This window comes from Gilliamella sp. X-57 (assembly GCF_057063565.1).
In genome coordinates, this window is record NZ_JBXSQI010000001.1 from 243,990 (window position 1) to 265,364 (window position 21,375).

Here is a 21,375-nt window from a genome sequence, read left to right on the forward strand (position 1 = left end):
TTTATTGATTTTTTAGAAAAGCGCTTTTGCAGTTAAACCACAAAAGCGCAAACTTATCATTATTAGCTCAGTCACCTTATGCTGAGCTGCTTTCTCTGATTGCTTGTCCTTAATTTCCTTACTAATCTATGGAGTGACGCAAAGCCCCTCATAATTGATATGCGCAGGGGTACGCAACACTTGACCTTCAAATGTGGTCACAGCAAAGTACGTATTGTCACCTGTTGGATCACTTACAGGGTAACCGTCGTTACCAAAACCTGAACCCTCGGTGTAATCGTACATGGCGCCCCACTCCGTGAAAAAACCTGCCCCTATTTGGCGCTGGTAATAATTACCTGTTGATGACGGCGTGGCACCAACAGCGCCTTGACATTCGTGTGAGTCGAAACCACGACAGAGCGCATTGGTAAGGTCTTTTACTTTTGGAAGTCGATAGCCTAAACCATCACACCACTCGGCGTGGGTTGGAGCATTATTATTCCATACATCATTGCGAAGGAGGAACCACTTCTGTAATACAAATCCATATGTTACAACCACATCACCATTTCTATCTTTACCCACTAACTCGAATGTCTGCGGTAAATTTGGCTTGCTAACTAGACCTAGGTAAGTTGGATATTGACTGATGTCAAGGTAATTGCCGTTTTCATCAACATCATCATCATTTACTCTAGGACCAGTTAAGAGAACGCGCGTCACATCTTCTGGACCATCAAGCCAATCATCCTCATAATGGCTTGTTGCTTTTTGTGTCACCGTAGCGGTTATTCCCTCATGTGTAACGGGCTCCCATGTCAATTCTCTTGCATCAACACCTTCTATGTCTAAATCAAAATATAATCCATTAGCACCCGTGGTCGGAAAATTAAGCGTATATGATGAGGGGTTCATTGATTGCGTAAAGAATCCTTTCTTTGGATGCCATATGCCAGCAGGACCGGCGTTTTCACGTGTGCCGTAAACCAAATTCGGCCGAGCGAAGTTGATGAATGGTGATGGCGATAATACGATTGCATCACTACGATTATTAACGACTCGACCATTTTTGCTGGCCAATGCCTGCGAATGCCATAAAGACGACAATAACAACAATGCAAACGGGAGTTTTAGGGGTAATTTTGATAATAGTCTGAGGAGATAAATTCGAGGAGAGAGTAAAAACTTGTTTAATGTGTTATGTGATAAATTTAAGGCAACTGTTCGCTGTTCGCTGTTCGCTGTTCGCTGTTCGCTGTTCGCTGTTCGCTGTTCGCTGTTCGCTGTTCGCTGTTCGCTGTTCGCTGTTCGCTGTTCGCTGTTCGCTGTTCGCTGTTCGCTGTTCGCTGTTCAAAATGATAATACATTATAGTTCACCTGTCAATTAAATTGTTGTTTTATTTATCTTTTATATGTTTAATTGCTTGTTAAATAAACTGATTTTTAGTTGATCGAAGTATAACTGTTTAAAAAAATCTTGGCTAGTATTTTTTAATTTTAGTAAAGTTTTGTTAATGTGTTAGATTCAGCTTTGGGATGCCGTGAGTTTCGGACATTTTATCCTTTGATCAAAAAATAACTTTAGTGGCAATCTCTGAAACCTATTTAAATCCCAAACAATCTTTTGCTCAAAAATCTTTCAGGTAACAACGATAACATGTTAAGCCTAAAAGAGGATCTTTTAACTGAAAACGTAAAATCGCTGCTTAACAAAGAGTAAATCATCGGTTTTAGCCGTTAACACCAACTGTAACGCCCTAAAAACGACCATAAAAGATAGATGAGTGCTATTAATAGATATGCATATCTTATTTTTTTATTTTTTATTAAAAATAACAGACAAATACAGGGAATTAAAAAAATTATCGGTTCAGCTGTATATCGTCCACCCGATGGAAGTTGGCAGAGGTTGTCGATATCGCCTGATTCCAACATCCATTCGTAATGAGAAGTTGAAAATAAATTAATTAAACCTAATAGCAAAAACAAATAGATAAACGAAACAAGTTTCATAATCGACCCAAAATCCTTTTAATTTTAATTTAAATTATGATGTTATGATTATTTTACCTGCTTTGTAGTACCATTCAAAAAAGCTACTACAACTTAAAACAATAACCATCGCCAATAGCGCTACCTTGGGCACCAAATTGTCGCAAATTATGATCAACTGCGTTCATTGATTGCCAGTGGTTTTCGCACCAATCTGGCGCTAGCAAGGTTGGCTTTCTAGCGTTAGCTGAAATGCGATGATATAAAATATTGGCGGGCGTTTGCCTGATGATATCGCCAGCAATATCGACATATTGATCTAATGATAAAACGCCAAGACGCCCAGCTCGCCATGCTTTTGCCATAATACTGCCATCAACAATATGCAAAGGGTGCAATTTTAAGCCATCAACACCACTATTTAATACACGTTCAAGCGTGATTAAATTATCTTGTTTGGTTTCTTTGGGTAAGCCAATAATTAAGTGAGTGCACACTTTAATACCAAGATTACGAGCTTTTTGTACGGTTTGATGATAATCGTTAAAAGTATGTCCACGATTTATATCATGTAAGGTTTTATCATGAGCGGTTTGTAAGCCCAGTTCTAACCATACTTCAAAACCTTGAGATTGATAACCTGCCAGTAAATCAAGTGCTTCATTCGGTACGCAATCAGGGCGAGTACCCACACAAAGCCCAACAATATCAGCACTATTTAGTGCCTGTTCATACATATTTTTTAGGATTGCAACTTCAGCATAAGTACTGGTGTAGGCTTGAAAGTATGCAAGATAGCGTTTAGATTTTTTCATTTGATGGGCTTGCGATACAAGTTGCTCGGCAATTGATTTAACTTGAATCGACTCATCAATAATCGAGGCAACATTACAAAAAGTACACCCCCCCAAGCCGATAGTGCCGTCGCGGTTAGGACAGCTAAATCCCCCGTGTAAGGTCAGTTTATAGATCTTTTCGCCATATCGACGCTGAAGATCGGAACCAAAAGTATTGACGACAAGATGAAGTTGCATAATAGACCAAAAATAAAATTTTGTTTATTTTACGGAGTTAGGGTATTTAGTTCAAGCAACGATATATGAAACTTGTTTCTTACTTAAAATCAATTCCATTACTCCTATTTTTGCACTATTAAATAGCCATTTTTAATTAAGAGTAAGGGTTTACTTATCGTTGATCAATAAGATTTATGGAACATCTTCTTTTTTAAACTTAAATGATTTATTTTAATAAAAAGAAAAAAACATCAATAAAATCAATTTAATACCTAATTACTTTTTAAGAAAATCCTCACAAAACCAGCTATTTTTGCACCTTGCTTATCAATAAGTATATAATATCCCTTTCCAATTTGAGGCAACCTGCATGCAACTGGCGTTTTGTATCTATAAATATTTTCCTTTTGGTGGTTTGCAACGTGATTTTTTGCAAATTGCTAAGGCTTGTCAAGCTCGTGGTCATCGTGTGCGAATTTATGTGATGGCGTGGCAAGGCGATAAGCCTGCTGGGTTTGATATTATTTTAGTGCCTAGAAAGGGCTGGTCGAATCATAGCCGTAATCTATCTTATTACCATTGGGTTAAAATGCATTTGCAAGCGAATCCGGTTGACTGTGTAGTTGGCTTTAATAAAATGCCTGGCTTGGATGTCTATTTTTCAGGGGATACCTGCTTTGCTGAAAAAGTATCGCATAAGGGCTTTTTTTATAAATTGTCTAAACGCTGTAAGCATTATTTGGCTTTTGAAGATGCGGTATTTAATCAACATAGCCAAACCAAAGTCATGGTTTTGACTAAACAGCAAATTAGTGATTTTGAGCACTATTACCATACTGATCCATCTCGATTTTACCTTTTGCCACCCGGTATTGCGCAAGATCGCCAATACAATCATGAGTCGCTAGCTAAAGGTAAGCAATTTAGGCAAGCCAATCAAATTGATGAAGATCATTTTGTGGTTGTGCAAATTGGATCGGATTTTAAACGTAAAGGGGTGGATCGTTCGTTAACTGCCATTGCCGCTTTACCTGATGAATTAAAGCAAAAAGTCACTTTTTTAGTGGTAGGACAAGACAAACCCGATGCTTATCAAAAACTAGCTGCAAAACTGGGCATTGAGCATCAAGTTCGTTTTTTTGCAGGGCGTAATGATATCCCTGACTTTTTATTTGCAGCAAATTTGCTATTGCACCCAGCAAGGCAAGAAGCCGCCGGTATGGTTTTGGTTGAAGGATTGGCCGCTGGTGTGCCGGTTATTGTATCGGGCATTTCAGGGTATGCTTATCATATACACGATGCAAACGCTGGGGTGATCCTTGCCGAGCCTTTTGTACAAACAGATCTCAATCAAGCGGTACAAAATGCCATAACCAATCACGATCAATTACTAACATGGCATAACAATGCGGTACACTATGGCCAGACGGCTGATTTATATCATTTAGCGCAGCGAGCCGCAGATATTATTTTAGGTTGTGATAATCATGAATGAAATTGAGTTAAAATCACCTTTTGATCAGTTGTGGAGCGGTAAAGATCCATTTGCTGAGGTTGAGTTAATATCGGGTAAAGTCTATCGTGCTGTTAAACAACGCAAAACGTTGAATTTTGAGCTTGCTGGGCAATCTTACTTTATTAAAATTCATCGTGGCACAACGGTTAAAGAGATTGTGAAAAATCTAATTTCGTTACGTTTACCCGTTTTAGATGCTAAGCAGGAATGGGGTGCTATTCATCGCCTAGCGCAAGCTGGCGTAAATACCATGGATGGGCGTGCTTTTGGACGCAAAGGATTAAATCCGTTGACTCGTTATTCATTTATTATCACTCAAGATCTTAATCCGACAATCAGTTTAGAAGATTTTACAAACTCGTGGCTAACTAAGCCGCCAAGCTATCACTTAAAACGTTCTTTAATTGTTTATTTGGCAAAAATGGTAGCTAAAATGCATGCTGCTGGTGTTAATCATCGTGACTGTTATTTGTGTCATTTTTTGCTGGATTTACCGCTATTTGAAAATCAGCAGCAAATCAAATTATCGGTTATCGATTTACACCGAGCACAGACTCGCAATAAAGTGCCTACTCGCTGGCGAGATAAAGATTTAATTGGGCTTTATTTTTCATCAACTAAAATTGGCTTAACTTATCGTGATATTTGGCTGTTTTTAAAAATCTATTTTAATAAGCCTCTGAAAACCATTGTGTATGATGAATCGAAATTAATTAATAGTACGCACAAAAAAGCAGAACGAATTCGTAAACGCACCGAAAAGTATCACCTTTAGCAATAAGGATACATTATGTTTATTGAACAAATTGATATTTCAGGATTTAAGGGTATCAGTCAGCTATCTTTGAAATTAAATGCGGGCTCTAGTGTACTCATGGGGGAAAATCGTTGGGGGCGCTCGAGTTTAATTAGTGCGTTGCAACTGTTATCGCTCGATAATAAGTTTTATCAATTTGTTGAATCCGATTTTTACCATGATCAATATCAACATTATGGTGATAATATCATCATTAAGGCCACTTATTGCCAATCGCATTTACATGAATTGAATCATGAAGATTACCAACCATTACGCTCTGTTTCGTATCTATCAGAGCAAGATAATTTGCATCGAATTACTTATCAAATTTCGGCCAATAAACAAAATAACCAAATTATAACCCAACATAAATTGCTCAATGGACAGGATAAACCTGTTAATATTGAAAATGAAAAATTATTAATTGCGATTTTAATCAGCCTAAACCCAGTAATGACACTTCGCAATGCGATTAACCCTACACAATTACCTGTAACTAACGAGCCATTTTCCGAAAACTATATTGCACAGCTTTCTAACCAACTAAAAGCCCATTCAGCCGAATTAACCCAAAAGGAACTAGCTCGAGGTCTACAAGCCGCACGCTCATTATTAGCATATTACTTTGTCGATCAAGCGCATCGCTATCGTTACAAGCAAAATAATGCAACAAGTACACCAAGAACAGAAGATTGGACGGTTTTAGAACAGATCAATGACGTATTAGATAATCTGGATAATGATTATTTACGCACTGTATTTTTAGGTATTTTTGGCTCTATCATTGAAGCGAAAGGAGATTATTCACTTTCATCAAGCGCCATGCCGATTTTAATTTTAGAAGAGCCTGAGAGTTCACTTCATCCTATTATTTTATCTGTCGCATTTCGTTTACTTAAAAACTTTCCTACCCAAAAAATCATTACCTCGAACTCAAGTGATCTGGTTTCACTATTTCCATTAGAAAGCCTTTATCGATTAATCCGCCAGCCTGATCATATTGTTGCCAAATATATCGAATCCCATTCATTAAGCATAAGCGATAGCCGTCGTATTGCCTTTCATATTCTTTACCGGCGAGCTAACGCCTTATTTGCACGATGTTGGTTATTAGTTGAGGGCGAAACCGAAGTGTGGTTATTGCGTGAGCTTGCAGAACAAAGTGGTTACCATTTGAGTTCAGAAGGAGTTCAGCTCATTGAGTTTGCTCAGTGCGGTTTAAAACCACTTATAAAATATGCCAATAAAATGGGTATCCATTGGTATGTGATAACAGATGGAGATATGGCTGGTAAAAAATATGCCGATACCATAAAATCGCTATGTGGTGACGATAAAAACCCCAATGATTACTTAACCGTTTTACCTGCCCGAGATATTGAAAACTTTTTATTTAAACATGGATTTAGCCACGTTTATAAACTCGCTGCTTATAATACAACACAGCATATTGATCTGCCTGTACATCAAATTATTCAAAAAGCGATTCATAAAAGTTCAAAACCTGATCTTGCGATTGCCATTTGTGATGATGCAAAATCACGTGGTATAAACGCTATACCGCGTTTGCTAACTGATACCTTTGCCAACATTATTAAAGTTTCTAAGGCGTTAGTTTAAGTCATCACCGTGTAAAAAATAGTTTCAGATAGATATCAAGAAGATAAAACCATTCCGCTGACATAATTTCAGCGGAATACAATGAAGATTAAATCTATTTGGTAATTCGTTTATATTTAGCGCGTTTTGGCTCTAATGCCTCAGCACCCAGAGTGCGTTTTTTCCACTCTTCGTACTCGGTAAAGTTACCTTCAAAAAATTCAACATGGCCTTCATCTTGATAATCCAAAATATGGGTCGCAATGCGATCTAAGAACCAACGGTCATGCGAAATCACTAAGGCACAGCCCGGGAACTCTAATAATGCATTTTCCAGCGCACGTAGCGTTTCGACATCTAAGTCATTGGTCGGTTCGTCAAGTAACAGAACATTACCGCCCACTTGCAATAATTTAGCTAAATGCACGCGTCCACGTTCACCACCTGAAAGTTCACCCACACGTTTTTGCTGATCAACACCTTTAAAGTTAAAACGACCAACATAAGCACGGCTTGGAATTTCAAAATTACCAATACGCATAATATCTTGACCATTTGAGATCTCATCCCAAACGGTTTTTTTATCATCCATGTTATCGCGGAACTGATCAACCGAGGCTAGCTGCACAGTTTCACCTAAAGTAATGGTACCTGAATCAGGTTGTTCTTTGCCTGATAGCATTCTAAACAGCGTTGATTTCCCTGCTCCATTTGGACCAATAATACCAACAATTGCTCCTTTGGGAATGCTAAAAGACAGATTATCAATCAACACGCGATCGCCATACGATTTAGTTAGGTTATTCACCTCAATCACTTTATCACCCAAACGCTGCCCAGGTGGAATAAATAGTTCGTTAGTTTCGTTACGTTTTTGGTAATCGTTACTGTTGAGTTCTTCAAAACGGGCTAAACGGGCTTTACTTTTTGCTTGGCGCCCTTTTGGATTTTGCCGTACCCACTCGAGTTCTTTTTCAATCGATTTACGACGTGCCGATTCAGTCGAGGCTTCTTGCGCTAAACGCTGATCTTTCTGTTCAAGCCAAGATGAATAGTTACCTTCCCATGGAATACCTTCACCACGGTCAAGTTCTAAAATCCAACCAGCTACATTATCTAAAAAGTAGCGATCGTGGGTTACCGCAACAACTGTGCCTTCGTAGTCATGTAAAAATCGTTCTAACCATGCAACCGATTCGGCATCTAAGTGGTTGGTTGGTTCGTCAATTAATAACATATCAGGTTTTTCCAGCAATAACTGACAAATAGCCACACGACGGCGTTCACCACCCGACAAGTTTTCAATTTTTGCATCCCAATCAGGTAAACGCAACGCATCGGCTGCCCGTTCTAATTGGTTATCTAAATTATGCGCATCTTGCGCTTGAATTATGGCTTCTAGTTCCGCTTGTTCTTTGGCTAATTTGTCAAAATCAGCATCAGGATCAGCATAAGCGGCATACACTTCATCTAATCGAGCCAGTGCTTGTTTAGCATCACCAACTGCTTGTTCTACAGCCTCGCGCACAGTTTGTTTGGGATCTAATTTCGGCTCTTGTGGTAAATAACCAATTTTAATGTCAGGCTGTGGTCGTGCTTCACCTTCAATTTCGGTATCAACCCCCGCCATAATGCGCAGTAAAGTAGATTTACCCGCACCATTCAAACCCAGCACACCAATTTTTGCACCAGGGAAAAAGCTTAAAGAAATATCTTTTAAAATATAGCGTTTAGGGGGAACAATCTTCCCTACGCGATTCATGGTATAAACATATTGCGCCATAAAACATTATCCGTTAATTTTGTTTAAAAATAGCAAAACACATCAGTTGCTATGTAATTGATGCCGTATATTGTAATGATTCTGAGCATTGGGTCTAGGGTTATTTTTGAGAATACAGCTAAATCAATATTCGCTATACACAAAACTTAATGTAGGGCCTATTATATAATATCTATTCTTCGCCACAGTGCCATAAATGATAACTGTGACGAAATAGGAATAATGTCTAATCTAACGGCTACGCTTTTAAGGGGTTACACATGCCGACACTGCATTTGACAACTGAAAAGAAAATGAATAAGAATCAAAAATATAACCATCATATCCATTGACACGATAATGGTCATTAGCATGTGATTGAGATGCCCAGAAATTTTTACTTCCACTCCACTCAGGAACGTCATAATCCAGTTGAACATCGGAAACCGCTCCCCATTCACTAAATAGCCCACCTATCCAGCGGTTGCCAATTTTATAGCTAACACGCCTTTGGTAAAAATTGCCCCATAATCCACCATCCCGACCAGGTATCCCTCCTTTCCAGCTTCCATCTTCGGAATTGGTATTGGTGTAATCTTCAACGCCAGGCATACGATAACCATTGCCTAAATTTTGACAAAATGTTTGTGCTTCTTCGAATGTATCCCCTAGATAATTCGAAGAAGATTCTAGATTGGCTATATACCAACGCTCTATCTTAAAACTATAGAGTAAATGTGTATGGCTGCTATCAGCATAAAGCTTAAATACGGATGGCGTAAAATGTTTATTCGTCGAGTTACTTCTAGGTCCGTTCAATTTTATCTTTAAACCAGTGACGATAAAGCCTTCTAAATTAGGATCCATATTTTGCCACCAATTTGTTTGCTCTGAGCTTAATGATAACGTTACTCCACTACCACTCTCGGCCTTAACGATGCTACCATTTGCCGCAATGACTTGTTCTGGTGTTATTGCTGTTAATAATAAAAAGAAATGCAGACCATTTGTCCCTGTAGTTGGAAAGTTATTACTTAATGCATCGGCATCTAGCACTTTAAAACCTTTGTGTGAAACCCAATTAGGACCGTTTAGACCAAAATCTTGATCGCCTAAGTTCACATTATCATATGACAAATTTGGTTGAGCATAACAGACTGCTGAAAGATCTAAATTTGGCATTAAATAATAAGTGTGAGTAGTATTATTAAAAATACGAGTTGTGGGAACACCATACTGCGTTGATAGCTGGGCATCCGACGCTGTAATCGTAAGTCGGTAAGGCACTGAATTATCACAGAGAGTTAACTTCTTTTGGGGGGTTAGCTTTAATCTCGGCAGTAATGTCTTGATTATTAGCATCGTGCCATGTAACGGTTAAGTTCCCTATTGCACTAACCACTCTATCACCATCAATATCACCCCAGTAATTGTAGGGTACGTTAATTAAACTATTAAGATCAATACTAGGATAATTTGTATTATTGATGAGTGGTACTAATGTTTGAATATCGGCAAACGTTTTTATCTCTGAAGGAAGTTGTATTGGTTTTGTTGCACTGGAATTATCAACAATCGCATCAGGGTATAATCCAGTATTTGCGCCTGGAGCAATATACTGGCGCCCATCAGACAATTTAATACTTAATAATCCTTCCTCGCTTATCACCTTGGTAGCACCACCATCTATACTTAAATAAGGAGCACTGCCTTCAATAACCTTTGTTGTGCTTGCAGATAGAGCTATAGCATGGTTTGATATTATCGCCACTAACAATAGCGTATAGATTAGATACAATGCTGAACGCTTGGCAATTTTTAATGTTGAATTATTTAGTTGGCTAAGAAGAGTAATTGTTGGTTTTGTCATAGCATGTTTACTCGTTATTTGTTAATTTTTGCTTAGTTGCGTGTTTTCCATATTAAAAACACCTAACTAAACTGCCTTTTAAATCACTAACAATATTTTAGTTATCAATTAAAAAAATGACTTTTAAAATTGATAGCATTTAACCTATAACTACCGACAAAAATACAAGACTAATTATAATCAAAATATAATGTGACGCTAAAGTAAAAAATAATTTTTATGTTAAGTTTTGTAAAACCCTCGCTAATTGATCTTATTATGGAAAAAATACAGGAATAGACTCAATATCTATATGAAAAGAGCTTTATGAAAAGAGTTATCATTTTTAAACACCCGTAATGGACAACAATATTAGTTGCTCATTACGGTTTTTAGTGATTATTTTATGGCACTATATTCATTGCGCACTATCTTTTAAGGTGCGACACAGGCTACCTTATGGGTAGTCTTTGATGAAATATTGTATTATTGTTAATACACTATGAACATTCTCAAACCTTATGGTGATACTCACAACCAGTAGAATAGTCCTATTTCAAAAAAAACCATGACTTTTTTGTTAAGATTTGTAAAACACAACCAGATTTATTAACAAAAATGATTATCTCTTATTTTCGATAAATCTACATCTGCTAATTGTACATAAAAAGCATTGTGTTTTAATTGTTAGGATTGGTAGTGGTATGTCCACAATTTTAATAAACTCTTTAACGTCAAAAAGTCACAAAGTTAAAATACATGCTAAATATATAAAAATAGATTTTTAACTACGGCTTAACACAAGCAGCTCTGTATAGTTCATAAGTTACTCCATAACCTAAATCCCCATCCCCTAGATCGACTCGAATTGATTCTCCCTTGTATGGATCGATTGTCCAATACCAATCATAAGGATGGCTAGTTTCCCAGTCGTCAAGACCTAAAGTTAGTTTTGGCTCTATCAGAATAAAGCTTAAATGTAGAGGGACTAAAATTTTTATTAGCGCTACTATTTGCAGGACCTTTCAATACTATCTTTAAAGCAACATCTTGTGAGCCTTTTCCCCAACCAGGTGTACGTGCAGATGATAAAGCTAAACTAATACCATTCCCTAACTCTGGGGATACACTAGCGCCATTAGCTAAAATAATAGCTTCTGGTGTTATGTTTGCTAACAATAAATAAAAATAAACATTATTTGTTCCTGTCGACGGGAAATTACGTTGTGGATTGTTTACATCTTGTGGAACAAATCCTTTTCCTTTTGCCCAATCCGGACCATCTAAATCTTGATATACAGTATTATTACTGGAATCGTTTGATAAATTAGGTTGGGCATAACAAACCAATGGCGCACTTGGATCAAAATAATCAGGATTCCATATCCATATATCAGCTGAACTTGCATCCCCGCCTTTATCATATTTTAAACACGGGTTTTCGGACGATGGTAATATTATGGCATCACTACGATGATTATTTGTTCGACCACTTTTACTAGTTAATGCCTCTAAATTCCATGAATACGGCAATAATAACAGTCCCAACACCAACAAGATTTTTCGGAACAATGTCGATAATAATTTAAGCGATAACTTTGAGAATATAAATGAGGAAAGTGTGAAAAATTGCCTAAGGGTGTTATTGGATAAATTTAAGACGCAGGTTTGCCAGTGCTGGTGTCTAAAATGATAATGCATCACGTCCCACCTGTCAAGTAATATTTTGTTTTATTTACATTTTTATAACCGATCGCTTGTTTAATAAGCTTAAACTTCTATAGCGTTCAAATTATAGCCGTTAAAAAAATGGTTGGCTAGTTTTTTTGTAAAGAAATGTGAGGATAAAAACGATTCAACTCTAAGGTGATAGTAATTTTTTAATTAAAATATGGTGTTATATTTCTAAAGTTTTAACTTTTGTGGAAATATTTAATATTGGTAATAACGTTCAATTTAGCAATTTTGAACGATTTAACCGGACTTATCGAACAGAAGTGTTAGATTTATATTTTTTTAACAACCTAAAGCAAGCTAGGAGAAAGACCGAACAATGGCTCACCATGTATAATCTGAAAGACCGCATGAGGTATTAAATAATATGACGCCCATTGAATATAAAACACAAAACAAGTAGCATAATTTTCTACGTTAGTTTTTTACTAAAAATTGGGGTATTTACAATACAAGACTCATTATAATGTGACGTTAAAGTAAAAAATAATTTTTATGTTAAGTTTTGTAAAACCCTCGCTAATTAATCTTGTTATGGAAAAAATACAGGAATAGACTCAATATCTATATGAAAAGAGTCATCATTTTTAAACACCCTTAATGGACAACAACATTAGTTACCCATCACGGTTTTTAGTGATTATTTTATGGCACTATATTCGTTGCGCACTATCTTTTAAGGTGCGACACAGACTACCCTATGGGTTGCTGTTGTTTCGTAATTGCTTCCTATATAGCCATTGCTGTTAACATCGTAGTATTCTCCGATGCCCGAAAATTGGAATGCCCAATATATGTCGTATCCCCATGGACCTCCACTATTTTTCCAGTCTATCGCAGCGGGATAATCCTTATCAGCCGAATCCAATTTTCCCCATTCATTCAATAAACCTCCTACCCATTTGTTACTATTTTTATAACTCATTTGCCGACGATAATAAGGACCTACACCAGGAGCACCATCTTTCCAACGATACCCATTCGCATTAGTATAGTCTTCAACACCTGGAATTCGATAACCATTACCAAGACTATTACAAAATAGTTTAGCATTATCATAACCACCAGCAAAACCAGGCTTAACAACATACCAGCGTTCAATTTTAAAGCGATAAAGTAACTGGTTATGCTCACTATCAGCATACAGCTTAAATTCTGAGGGGGTAAACTTTGTATTGCTTAAATCTTTGTTTGGTCCATTTAATAAAATCTTTAATGCCACTTGAGGGCGAGAAAGAAAAGTAGATTTTTGTTCTGCTGTGAGAGACAAGTTTACCGTGTTTCCGCCACTTTCTGCAAAAACGGTTGTGCCATTTGCTGCGATGACTTGCTCTGGGGTAATGCCTGCTAATAACAAATAAAAATGCAACCCATTTGACCCCGTTGATGGAAAATTGTCAGCAAGATTACTAATACTTACCACCTTAAATCCCTTGTTATCAACCCAACTTGGATCCTTTGTCTCTCCCCAGCTATTAAGTAGATTCGGCTGTGCATAACAAACATAAGGTCTATCTATTCTAGGGCTGATATAATATGATGTTGCTTCTTTACTAAAGCGAGTTATATTGGGTATACCATACAAAGTAGATAGTTGACCACTCGTTGCCTTGACTTCTAGCTTATAAGGAGCATCACACGGCTCTAATGTTTGTATTTGATTACTTCTGATTTGGCTTGTAATGTCTATTCCATTTTTATCCTGCCATACCACGGTTAAATTACCTGTAGCACGCACATTTTTATCTCCATCATCATCCGCCCAATAGCCATATGAACTAGCTAGATTGTTTAAAGTAATATTTGGATAACTGTTATTACCATCGCTGACTAAGGGAACTGACGTTTTAATGCTAGCAAAGGTTGTGATTCCATTAGGTAATAATATTGGGTTTTCCACATTTGAGGTGTTTTCTATCCCATTAGGATATAGCCCTGATGGACTGCCTGGTGCAACATACTGGCGACCATCCGATAACGTTATGCCTAATAGTCCTTGACTGTTTGTTACTTTAGTTCTACCACCATCAAAAGTGAAATAAGGCGCACTACCTTGAATCACTGCTGTTGTGTTTGCGGATAAGGCAAGCGCATGGTTTGCTATCGTCAACTCTAACAATAACACACAAATTAATTGCAATGCATAATGCCCCACAATTTTTAACGTTAAATGATTTAGTTGACCAAGATGAGGGATTATTGGTTTTGTCATAGCATATTTACTCATTATTCGTTAATTTTTTGCTTAGTTAGGTGTTTTCCATATTAAAAACACCTAACTACCTGTTTTTCAAATCACTAACAATGTTTTGGCTATCAATAAAAAATGACTTTTAAAATTGATAGCACTTAACCTGCAACTACTGACAAAAATACAAGACTAATTATAATCAAAATATAATGCGACTTTAAAGTAAAAAAATGACTGCTTTCTTAAGATTTGTAAAACACTTTTACGGTGGTTATCGAAACAAGTTTAGATAAAAAGAACAAGACCTTAAATGCTAATAACCAAACTTAATTTTCAAAAATTAGTAAAAAATCCAGTATCAAAAATTGGCATTTATTAACACTGATAATTAACTATGAAATATGAACATAAATATAGTTATAACCCAATGATCTACAAGCTGGATAGAATAGTTAACTGAAATCAATCAAAAAATATCCTCTGCATATAGCTCAATTCAGACGGAGGATATTTCAAGTTATATTATAAAAATGTGAAAATTTGTTCTTTTGGTAAGCGTGATTTTGGTCGATACGCATTGCCGTCATTTTCGGCTCGATAGCCTAATGTGGCAACAATAATACTTTTAAGTCCTTTGCTTTTCAGATCTAAGATCTCGTCCATTTTTTGGGCGTCATATCCTTCAATAGCCGTTGAATCAATACCAATTGCCGCTGCTGCAAAAAGCAGTTGCCCTAATGCCAGATAAACTTGCTTACTTTCCCAACATTGTTGCGATTCAATGGTTGTGCTATTGAGCTTTACAAAGTGTCGACGACCTTGATCTTGCGCTTGTTTAAGATCGGCTGAAGGATATCGACCGTCTTTATCTTCTTGATTAAGCAGATTGACTAAATGGGCTTCATCTATTGGCGTTTTAATACAAAAAACAATAGTGTGCGAAGCGCCAGTCACTCTTGGTTGATTAAATTCAAGTATAGCGGGTAAAATTTTATTTTTGGCTGCTTCGTTATCAATCACATAAAAATGCCATGGTTGTGAGTTAACTGATGATGGGCTATTTCTTAAAACAGTTAATAATTGTTCAATCTTATCGGCAGGAATTTTTTTGGTTGGATCATAATGTTTAGTCGTATAGCGTTTTTGAGAAATATCAACTATGTTCATTGTTATACCCTCGTGTGTTATTTTTTTCATTATTATAATTCGGTTTCATTATGTCTCAACTTATTATTTTAATAGATTTGTCAAATAGTGAAGCAATACTTATTAGCATTGGGTACTTTATTTTAATAAAATATAGAATATATTAAGATTGGTTACAAATAATCATTGACACCACTAATATCATTTGGTAAAAATATCATCAGTTTTAGTCTGTATTAATTACAATCAAAATAGAGATTTTTTATGTTTGTTAACTATTTATCACTCGACCTCAGCCTCCTCCTCGCATCAACTTGCGCGGATAGCTTGTGTGTGGAGTAAAAGAAGTAGTTAAATAAAGACTCAACAAATTACAAGAACCCGCGCTAAAGTGCGGGTTTTTTTGTTTTCTTAACTTGAAATACCATAATAGCGCTAAAATATATAAAAAGGAAAAACAATGAGCGATCAAGTCATTATTTTTGATACAACGTTACGTGATGGCGAACAGGCATTGCAAGCAAGTTTAAGTGTTAAAGAAAAGTTACAAATAGCGCTTGCACTTGAGCGAATGCGAGTCGATGTGATGGAAGTTGGCTTTCCTGTATCATCACCCGGTGATTTTGAATCGGTCCAAACGATTGCTAAAACCATTAAAGATAGCCATGTTTGTGCCTTATCTCGTTGTGTTGATAAAGATATTGATGTTGCTGCCGAGGCATTAAAAGTTGCCGATCAATTTCGAATTCATACTTTTATGGCAACATCAACCTTACATGTTAAAGATAAATTAAAAATGACATTTGATGATGTCATTGAACGGGCGGTGCACTGTATTAAACGTGCACGTAATTATACTAATGATGTGGAGTTTTCTTGTGAAGATGCAGGTCGTACCCCAATTGATAACTTATGTCGGATCGTTGAAGCAGCAATTAAAGCCGGGGCAAGAACGATCAATATTCCGGATACTGTCGGTTATACTGTCCCTTATCAATTTGGTGGCATTATTCATACCTTATTTGAACGTGTCCCGAACATTGATCAAGCGATTATCTCTGTTCATTGCCATGATGACTTGGGCATGTCGGTGGCTAACTCGATTAGCGCGGTTCAAGAAGGCGCTCGGCAAATTGAAGGAGCGATGAATGGTTTAGGCGAACGTGCGGGTAATACCGCACTTGAAGAAGTGATTATGGCAATCAAAGTTCGCCAAAATATTTTAAATGTTCATACCAATATCAATCATCAAGAGATTTATCGTACAAGCCAAATTGTCAGTCAAATTACTAACATGCCAATTCCGGGCAATAAAGCAATTATTGGTAGTAACGCTTTTGCGCACTCGTCGGGGATTCATCAAGATGGAGTTTTAAAAAATCGTGAAACTTACGAGATTATGACCCCAGAATCAATCGGCTTAAATCAAATTCAATTAAACTTAACCTCTCGCTCAGGACGCGCCGCGGTTAAACATCGTTTAGAAGAACTGGGTTATCACGATAAAGATTATAACTTAGATCAAGTCTATGAGGCGTTTTTAGAGCTGGCTGATAAAAAAGGTCAAGTGTTTGATTATGATTTAGAAGCATTAATCTTCATCAACCAATTGAAAGATGAAAAAGAACATTATGTTTTGGATTATTTTAATGTTCAGTCAGGTTCAACAGTGGTTTCAACTGCTTCAGTCAGTTTATTAATTGGCGATAAAAAGTATTCTGATGCAGCAACGGGTAATGGCCCTGTCGATGCGGTTTACCAAGCCATAAATCGGATTACTGGCGAGCCTATTTCGATTGTCAAATACCAATTAGCTTCTAAAGGACAAGGTGAAAACGCGTTAGGGCAAGTGGATATTGTTGCAGAATATAAGGGACGTAAGTTCCATGGTGTTGGACTTGCAACCGATATTGTTCACTCATCCGCTTTGGCTTTAATTAATGTATTAAATAATGTGTATAGAGCAAATCAAGTTGCCCAAGAAAAACAAAAATTACACAAAGATTAAATAATAATTTGTTTTGCTCGTGCAACAGCAAAATAAGAAAATTAAATAAGATTGAAAAGGAATAAAAAAATGTCACAAAACTACCATATTGCAGTTCTGCCCGGCGATGGCATTGGCCCAGAAGTGATGAAACAAGCCTATAAAGTATTAGACGTTATCCGCCAAAAATATCAACTTTCTATTACTACTAGTGAATATGATGTCGGTGGTGCAGCGATTGATATTCATGGTTGCCCATTACCTAATGAAACCCTTGAAGGATGCGAAAAAGCCGATGCTATTTTATTTGGCTCAGTGGGTGGGCCAAAATGGACTAACTTACCCCCCGACCAACAACCTGAACGTGGTGCGTTATTGCCACTACGCAAACATTTCAAATTATTTGCTAATATGCGCCCTGCTCGCTTATATAAAGGGTTAGAAGATCTTTGCCCATTACGGGCTGATATTGCCCAGCGTGGTTTTGATATTTTATGCATGCGCGAATTAACTGGTGGTATCTATTTTGGTTTACCAAAAGGACGAGAAGGAAGTGGTGCTCAAGAAAAGGCTTTTGATACTGAAGTGTATCACCGTTTTGAAATCGAACGTATCGCTAAAATGGGCTTTGAAGCCGCACGTTTACGCCGCCAAAAAGTGACATCGATTGATAAAGCTAATGTATTGCAAACCTCAATTTTATGGCGCGAAGTAGTGAATGAAGTTGCTAAAAACTATCCAGATGTTGCTCTTGAACATATGTATATCGATAATGCTACTATGCAATTAGTTAAAGATCCTTCACAGTTTGACGTAATTTTATGTTCAAATTTATTTGGTGATATCTTGTCTGATGAATGCGCTATGATAACTGGCTCTATGGGTATGTTACCTTCTGCCAGCCTTAACGAACAAGGATTTGGATTATACGAACCTGCAGGCGGTAGTGCACCAGATATTGCTGGTAAAAACATTGCCAATCCAGCAGCACAAATTCTATCTTTAGCATTGCTAGTACGTTATAGTTTAAAAAGAAATGATATTGCGTCAACTATCGAAACAGCTGTAAATAAAGCATTAGAGCAAGGTTATCGTACTATTGATCTAGCCCAAAAAGAGCAGCCAGTATCGACCGATGAAATGGGCGATATTATTTGTAAGCTGCTTTAACCGCATGGTTTGATTATAACCGTAAATAAAATAATGCGATAAACCAAGTTTTTAGTACTTGTTGTAAAAATAATAAGGAATATGCAATGTCAAAAACACTGTATCAAAAATTGTATGATGCGCATGTCGTTTATGAAGCACCAAACGAAACGCCTATTTTATATATCGATCGCCATTTAGTGCATGAAGTCACCTCTCCACAAGCATTTGATGGTTTGCGTGCAATGAATCGTAAGGTTCGTCAGCCTCATAAAACTTTTGCGACCATGGATCATAATACTTCAACCAAAAGTAATGATTTAAATGCTTGCAGCGAAATGGCTCGCATTCAATTAACTGAACTGGCAAAAAATGCCAAAGAGTTTGGTGTTTCGTTATATGATTTACAAAGCCCATTACGTGGTATTGTCCATGTGGTCGGTCCTGAACAAGGTATAACTTTACCCGGTATGACTATTGTGTGTGGTGATTCACATACCGCAACACATGGCGCATTTGGTGCACTAGCATTTGGAATTGGCACCTCTGAAGTTGAGCATGTCTTAGCCACCCAAACCTTAAAACAAGGTCGAGCTAAAACCATGAAAATCGAGGTCAAAGGTCAAGTAGCTGAAGGAATCACTGCCAAAGATATTATATTAGCGATTATTGGTAAAACCACTAGTGCTGGTGGTACTGGACACGTGGTTGAATTTTGTGGTGATGCCATTAAATCATTATCAATGGAAGGACGTATGACATTATGTAATATGGCAATCGAGATGGGGGCTAAAGCTGGCCTTATTGCGCCAGATGAAGTGACTTTTGAGTACTTAAAAGGTCGTCAATTTTCACCAAAAGGGAAAGATTTTGAAAAAGCTGTTGCCTATTGGAAAACCCTAAAAACCGACGACGGCGCGCAGTTTGATACTGTGGTCACACTTGAAGGTAAAGATATTGCACCTCAAGTCACTTGGGGAACAAATCCGGGTCAAGTCACGTCCATTGATGCAACAGTACCCAATCCCGAGTTTTTTTCTGATCCTATCGAGAAACATTCCGCAGAGCGCGCATTAACTTATATGGGATTAACCGCTGGCACCAAAATGACAGATATTAAGATCAATAAAGTGTTTATTGGCTCATGTACAAATTCGCGAATTGAAGATTTACGTGCAGCAGCGCAAATTGCTAAAGGTCGTAAAGTGGCAGAGGGTGTACAAGCATTAGTCGTGCCAGGCTCAGGTCCTGTCAAAGAACAAGCCGAGGCCGAAGGATTAGATAAAATTTTTATCGACGCTGGTTTTGAATGGCGTTTGCCGGGCTGTTCAATGTGCCTTGCAATGAATGACGATAAATTAGCACCAGGGGATCGCTGTGCATCAACTAGTAATCGTAATTTTGAAGGCCGCCAAGGGCGGGATGCCAGAACACATTTAGTCAGTCCTGCTATGGCTGCTGCAGCGGCTATTACTGGTCATTTTACTGATATTCGCAAACCGTTTTAAGGAGACTTGTCATGGCTAAATTTACAAAACATACCGGATTAGTTGTTCCTTTGGACGCGGCTAATGTTGATACAGATGCAATCATTCCAAAACAGTTTTTACAGAAAGTAACACGTACTGGATTTGGTCAACACGCCTTTCATGAATGGCGCTTTTTAGATGATGCTGGCAAGCAGCCTAATCCTGAATTTGTCTTGAATAAACCCCGCTATAAAGGTGCCAGTATTTTATTAGCACGTGAAAATTTTGGATGTGGTTCTTCTCGTGAACATGCCCCTTGGGCATTAGCTGATTATGGATTTAAAAATATTATTGGTTCAAGCTTTGCCGATATCTTTTACAATAACTCATTTAACAATCAGTTATTATTGGTTAATTTATCCGAAGAAGATGTCGATGAGCTGTTTAAAATTGTCGAAGCCAATGAAGGCATTGAGTTTACCATTGATTTAGTCAATGAAGTTGTTATTGCCGGCGATAAGCAATATACATTTAAAATCGATGCTTTTAAACGTCATTGCTTGTTAAATGGGTTAGATAATATTGGCTTAACCTTACAACATGAAGAAGCGATTAGCGACTTTGAACAGAAAATCCCTTCATTTTTAGCTTAACCTTAACTTTTGGGCGCTTATTTGCGCCCAATAATGAGAATCAACAATGGCAACACATCATGACAATGTAAAACAGCAGTTTGGCGAACAAGCCAATGCTTATTTAACCAGTAAAGTACATGCTCAAGGTCCTGATCTTGAATATTTATCTAACCTACTTATATCGCATTCGGAGGCAAACCTACTTGATATGGGATGTGGCGCAGGTCATGTCAGTTTTATTGCGGCAAAATATGTTAAACATGTTACAGCCTATGATCTTTCAAATGAAATGTTATCGGTTGTAGCGCAAACAGCGAAAGAGCGCAGTTTACAAAATATAACCGTTAAGCAAGGTTATGCTGAATATCCACCTTTTGCTGATAATCAATTTGTAAATACCCCAAACCTAGTACACAACTCACGTAGAAAATCATGCTGCTTGTTTTAGTGTTTTATACTCAATCGGTGTCATGTTATTTAACGCCTCATGCGGTCTTTCGGTATTATAAATCGTTAACCATTCTTCGGTTATTCTCCTTGCTTGTGCTA

The 21,375-nt window shown here is 37.3% G+C and carries 17 protein-coding genes and 2 pseudogenes; 9 read left to right on the top strand and 10 right to left on the bottom strand.

Going from position 1 to position 21,375, the window contains the following annotated elements; genetic code table 11:
* Positions 1 to 126: 126 nt before the first annotated feature.
* From ACYIAL_RS01130 to mnmL, 3 genes are all read right to left on the bottom strand, one after another.
* Positions 127 to 1,062, bottom strand: a complete 936-nt coding sequence (locus ACYIAL_RS01130) for a hypothetical protein (protein WP_483750735.1) — start codon at positions 1,060 to 1,062, stop codon at positions 127 to 129.
* 657 nt (positions 1,063 to 1,719) lie between these two features.
* Positions 1,720 to 1,995, bottom strand: a complete 276-nt coding sequence (locus ACYIAL_RS01135; RefSeq protein WP_174795870.1) for a DUF2645 family protein — start codon at positions 1,993 to 1,995, stop codon at positions 1,720 to 1,722.
* A gap of 86 nt (positions 1,996 to 2,081) precedes the next feature.
* Positions 2,082 to 3,008 carry a tRNA modification radical SAM protein MnmL/YtqA gene (mnmL, locus tag ACYIAL_RS01140; protein ID WP_483750736.1) on the bottom strand — a complete coding sequence of 309 codons (927 nt, stop codon included), beginning with the start codon at positions 3,006 to 3,008 and terminating at the stop codon, positions 2,082 to 2,084.
* Positions 3,009 to 3,360: 352 nt separating this feature from the next.
* Here mnmL and ACYIAL_RS01145 point away from each other — a divergent pair, with 352 nt between their 5' ends.
* Genes ACYIAL_RS01145 through ACYIAL_RS01155 form a run of 3 tightly spaced genes read left to right on the top strand, consistent with a single transcriptional unit; the run spans position 3,361 to position 6,925 of the window.
* A complete protein-coding gene (locus ACYIAL_RS01145) occupies positions 3,361 to 4,485 on the top strand; it encodes a glycosyltransferase family 4 protein (protein ID WP_483750737.1) in 1,125 nt (374 codons plus the stop codon).
* Positions 4,478 to 5,281, top strand: a complete 804-nt coding sequence (gene rfaP / locus ACYIAL_RS01150) for a lipopolysaccharide core heptose(I) kinase RfaP (RefSeq protein WP_483750738.1) — start codon at positions 4,478 to 4,480, stop codon at positions 5,279 to 5,281. The genes ACYIAL_RS01145 and rfaP overlap by 8 nt, the downstream gene beginning before the upstream one ends.
* Before the next feature lie 15 nt (positions 5,282 to 5,296).
* A complete protein-coding gene (locus tag ACYIAL_RS01155; RefSeq protein ID WP_483750739.1) occupies positions 5,297 to 6,925 on the top strand; it encodes a DUF2813 domain-containing protein in 1,629 nt (542 codons plus the stop codon).
* 94 nt (positions 6,926 to 7,019) lie between these two features.
* On the opposite strand, the gene ettA is transcribed toward ACYIAL_RS01155, so the two are convergent.
* The 4 genes from ettA to ACYIAL_RS01175 form a co-directional block, all read right to left on the bottom strand.
* The gene (ettA, locus tag ACYIAL_RS01160) at positions 7,020 to 8,687 is read right to left on the bottom strand and encodes an energy-dependent translational throttle protein EttA (RefSeq protein WP_065586928.1); all 1,668 of its coding nucleotides are present in this window, start codon (positions 8,685 to 8,687) and stop codon (positions 7,020 to 7,022) included.
* Positions 8,688 to 8,933: 246 nt separating this feature from the next.
* The gene (locus ACYIAL_RS01165) at positions 8,934 to 9,953 is read right to left on the bottom strand and encodes a hypothetical protein (protein WP_483750740.1); all 1,020 of its coding nucleotides are present in this window, start codon (positions 9,951 to 9,953) and stop codon (positions 8,934 to 8,936) included.
* A gap of 7 nt (positions 9,954 to 9,960) precedes the next feature.
* Positions 9,961 to 10,536 carry a hypothetical protein gene (locus ACYIAL_RS01170; RefSeq protein ID WP_483750741.1) on the bottom strand — a complete coding sequence of 192 codons (576 nt, stop codon included), beginning with the start codon at positions 10,534 to 10,536 and terminating at the stop codon, positions 9,961 to 9,963.
* Positions 10,537 to 11,448: 912 nt separating this feature from the next.
* Positions 11,449 to 12,066 carry a hypothetical protein gene (locus ACYIAL_RS01175; RefSeq protein WP_483750742.1) on the bottom strand — a complete coding sequence of 206 codons (618 nt, stop codon included), beginning with the start codon at positions 12,064 to 12,066 and terminating at the stop codon, positions 11,449 to 11,451.
* 410 nt (positions 12,067 to 12,476) lie between these two features.
* Here ACYIAL_RS01175 and ACYIAL_RS01180 point away from each other — a divergent pair.
* Positions 12,477 to 12,652: pseudogene (locus ACYIAL_RS01180) on the top strand (integrase core domain-containing protein); the annotation flags it as partial.
* A 273-nt stretch (positions 12,653 to 12,925) separates the two neighbouring features.
* On the opposite strand, the gene ACYIAL_RS01185 reads toward ACYIAL_RS01180, so the two are convergent.
* Together ACYIAL_RS01185 and nfsB are read right to left on the bottom strand one after the other, a co-directional pair.
* The gene (locus ACYIAL_RS01185; RefSeq protein ID WP_483750743.1) at positions 12,926 to 14,461 is read right to left on the bottom strand and encodes a hypothetical protein; all 1,536 of its coding nucleotides are present in this window, start codon (positions 14,459 to 14,461) and stop codon (positions 12,926 to 12,928) included.
* 501 nt (positions 14,462 to 14,962) lie between these two features.
* Positions 14,963 to 15,607 carry an oxygen-insensitive NAD(P)H nitroreductase gene (nfsB, locus tag ACYIAL_RS01190; protein ID WP_174795858.1) on the bottom strand — a complete coding sequence of 215 codons (645 nt, stop codon included), beginning with the start codon at positions 15,605 to 15,607 and terminating at the stop codon, positions 14,963 to 14,965.
* Positions 15,608 to 16,046: 439 nt separating this feature from the next.
* On the opposite strand from nfsB, the gene leuA reads away from it, so the two are divergent.
* The 5 genes and pseudogenes from leuA to ACYIAL_RS01215 form a co-directional block, all read left to right on the top strand.
* Positions 16,047 to 17,594, top strand: a complete 1,548-nt coding sequence (gene leuA, locus ACYIAL_RS01195; protein WP_483750744.1) for a 2-isopropylmalate synthase — start codon at positions 16,047 to 16,049, stop codon at positions 17,592 to 17,594.
* A gap of 69 nt (positions 17,595 to 17,663) precedes the next feature.
* Positions 17,664 to 18,743, top strand: a complete 1,080-nt coding sequence (leuB, locus tag ACYIAL_RS01200) for a 3-isopropylmalate dehydrogenase (protein ID WP_483750745.1) — start codon at positions 17,664 to 17,666, stop codon at positions 18,741 to 18,743.
* 86 nt (positions 18,744 to 18,829) lie between these two features.
* A complete protein-coding gene (gene leuC, locus ACYIAL_RS01205; RefSeq protein ID WP_483750746.1) occupies positions 18,830 to 20,230 on the top strand; it encodes a 3-isopropylmalate dehydratase large subunit in 1,401 nt (466 codons plus the stop codon).
* Positions 20,231 to 20,241: 11 nt separating this feature from the next.
* A complete protein-coding gene (gene leuD / locus ACYIAL_RS01210) occupies positions 20,242 to 20,844 on the top strand; it encodes a 3-isopropylmalate dehydratase small subunit (RefSeq protein ID WP_483750747.1) in 603 nt (200 codons plus the stop codon).
* 46 nt (positions 20,845 to 20,890) lie between these two features.
* Positions 20,891 to 21,217 (top strand): annotated as a pseudogene (locus ACYIAL_RS01215) (class I SAM-dependent methyltransferase); the annotation flags it as partial.
* Between the two features lie 39 nt (positions 21,218 to 21,256).
* On the opposite strand, the gene ACYIAL_RS01220 reads toward ACYIAL_RS01215, so the two are convergent.
* A partial coding sequence (locus ACYIAL_RS01220; RefSeq protein ID WP_483750756.1) for an integrase core domain-containing protein occupies positions 21,257 to 21,375 on the bottom strand: 119 nt, incomplete at its 5' end.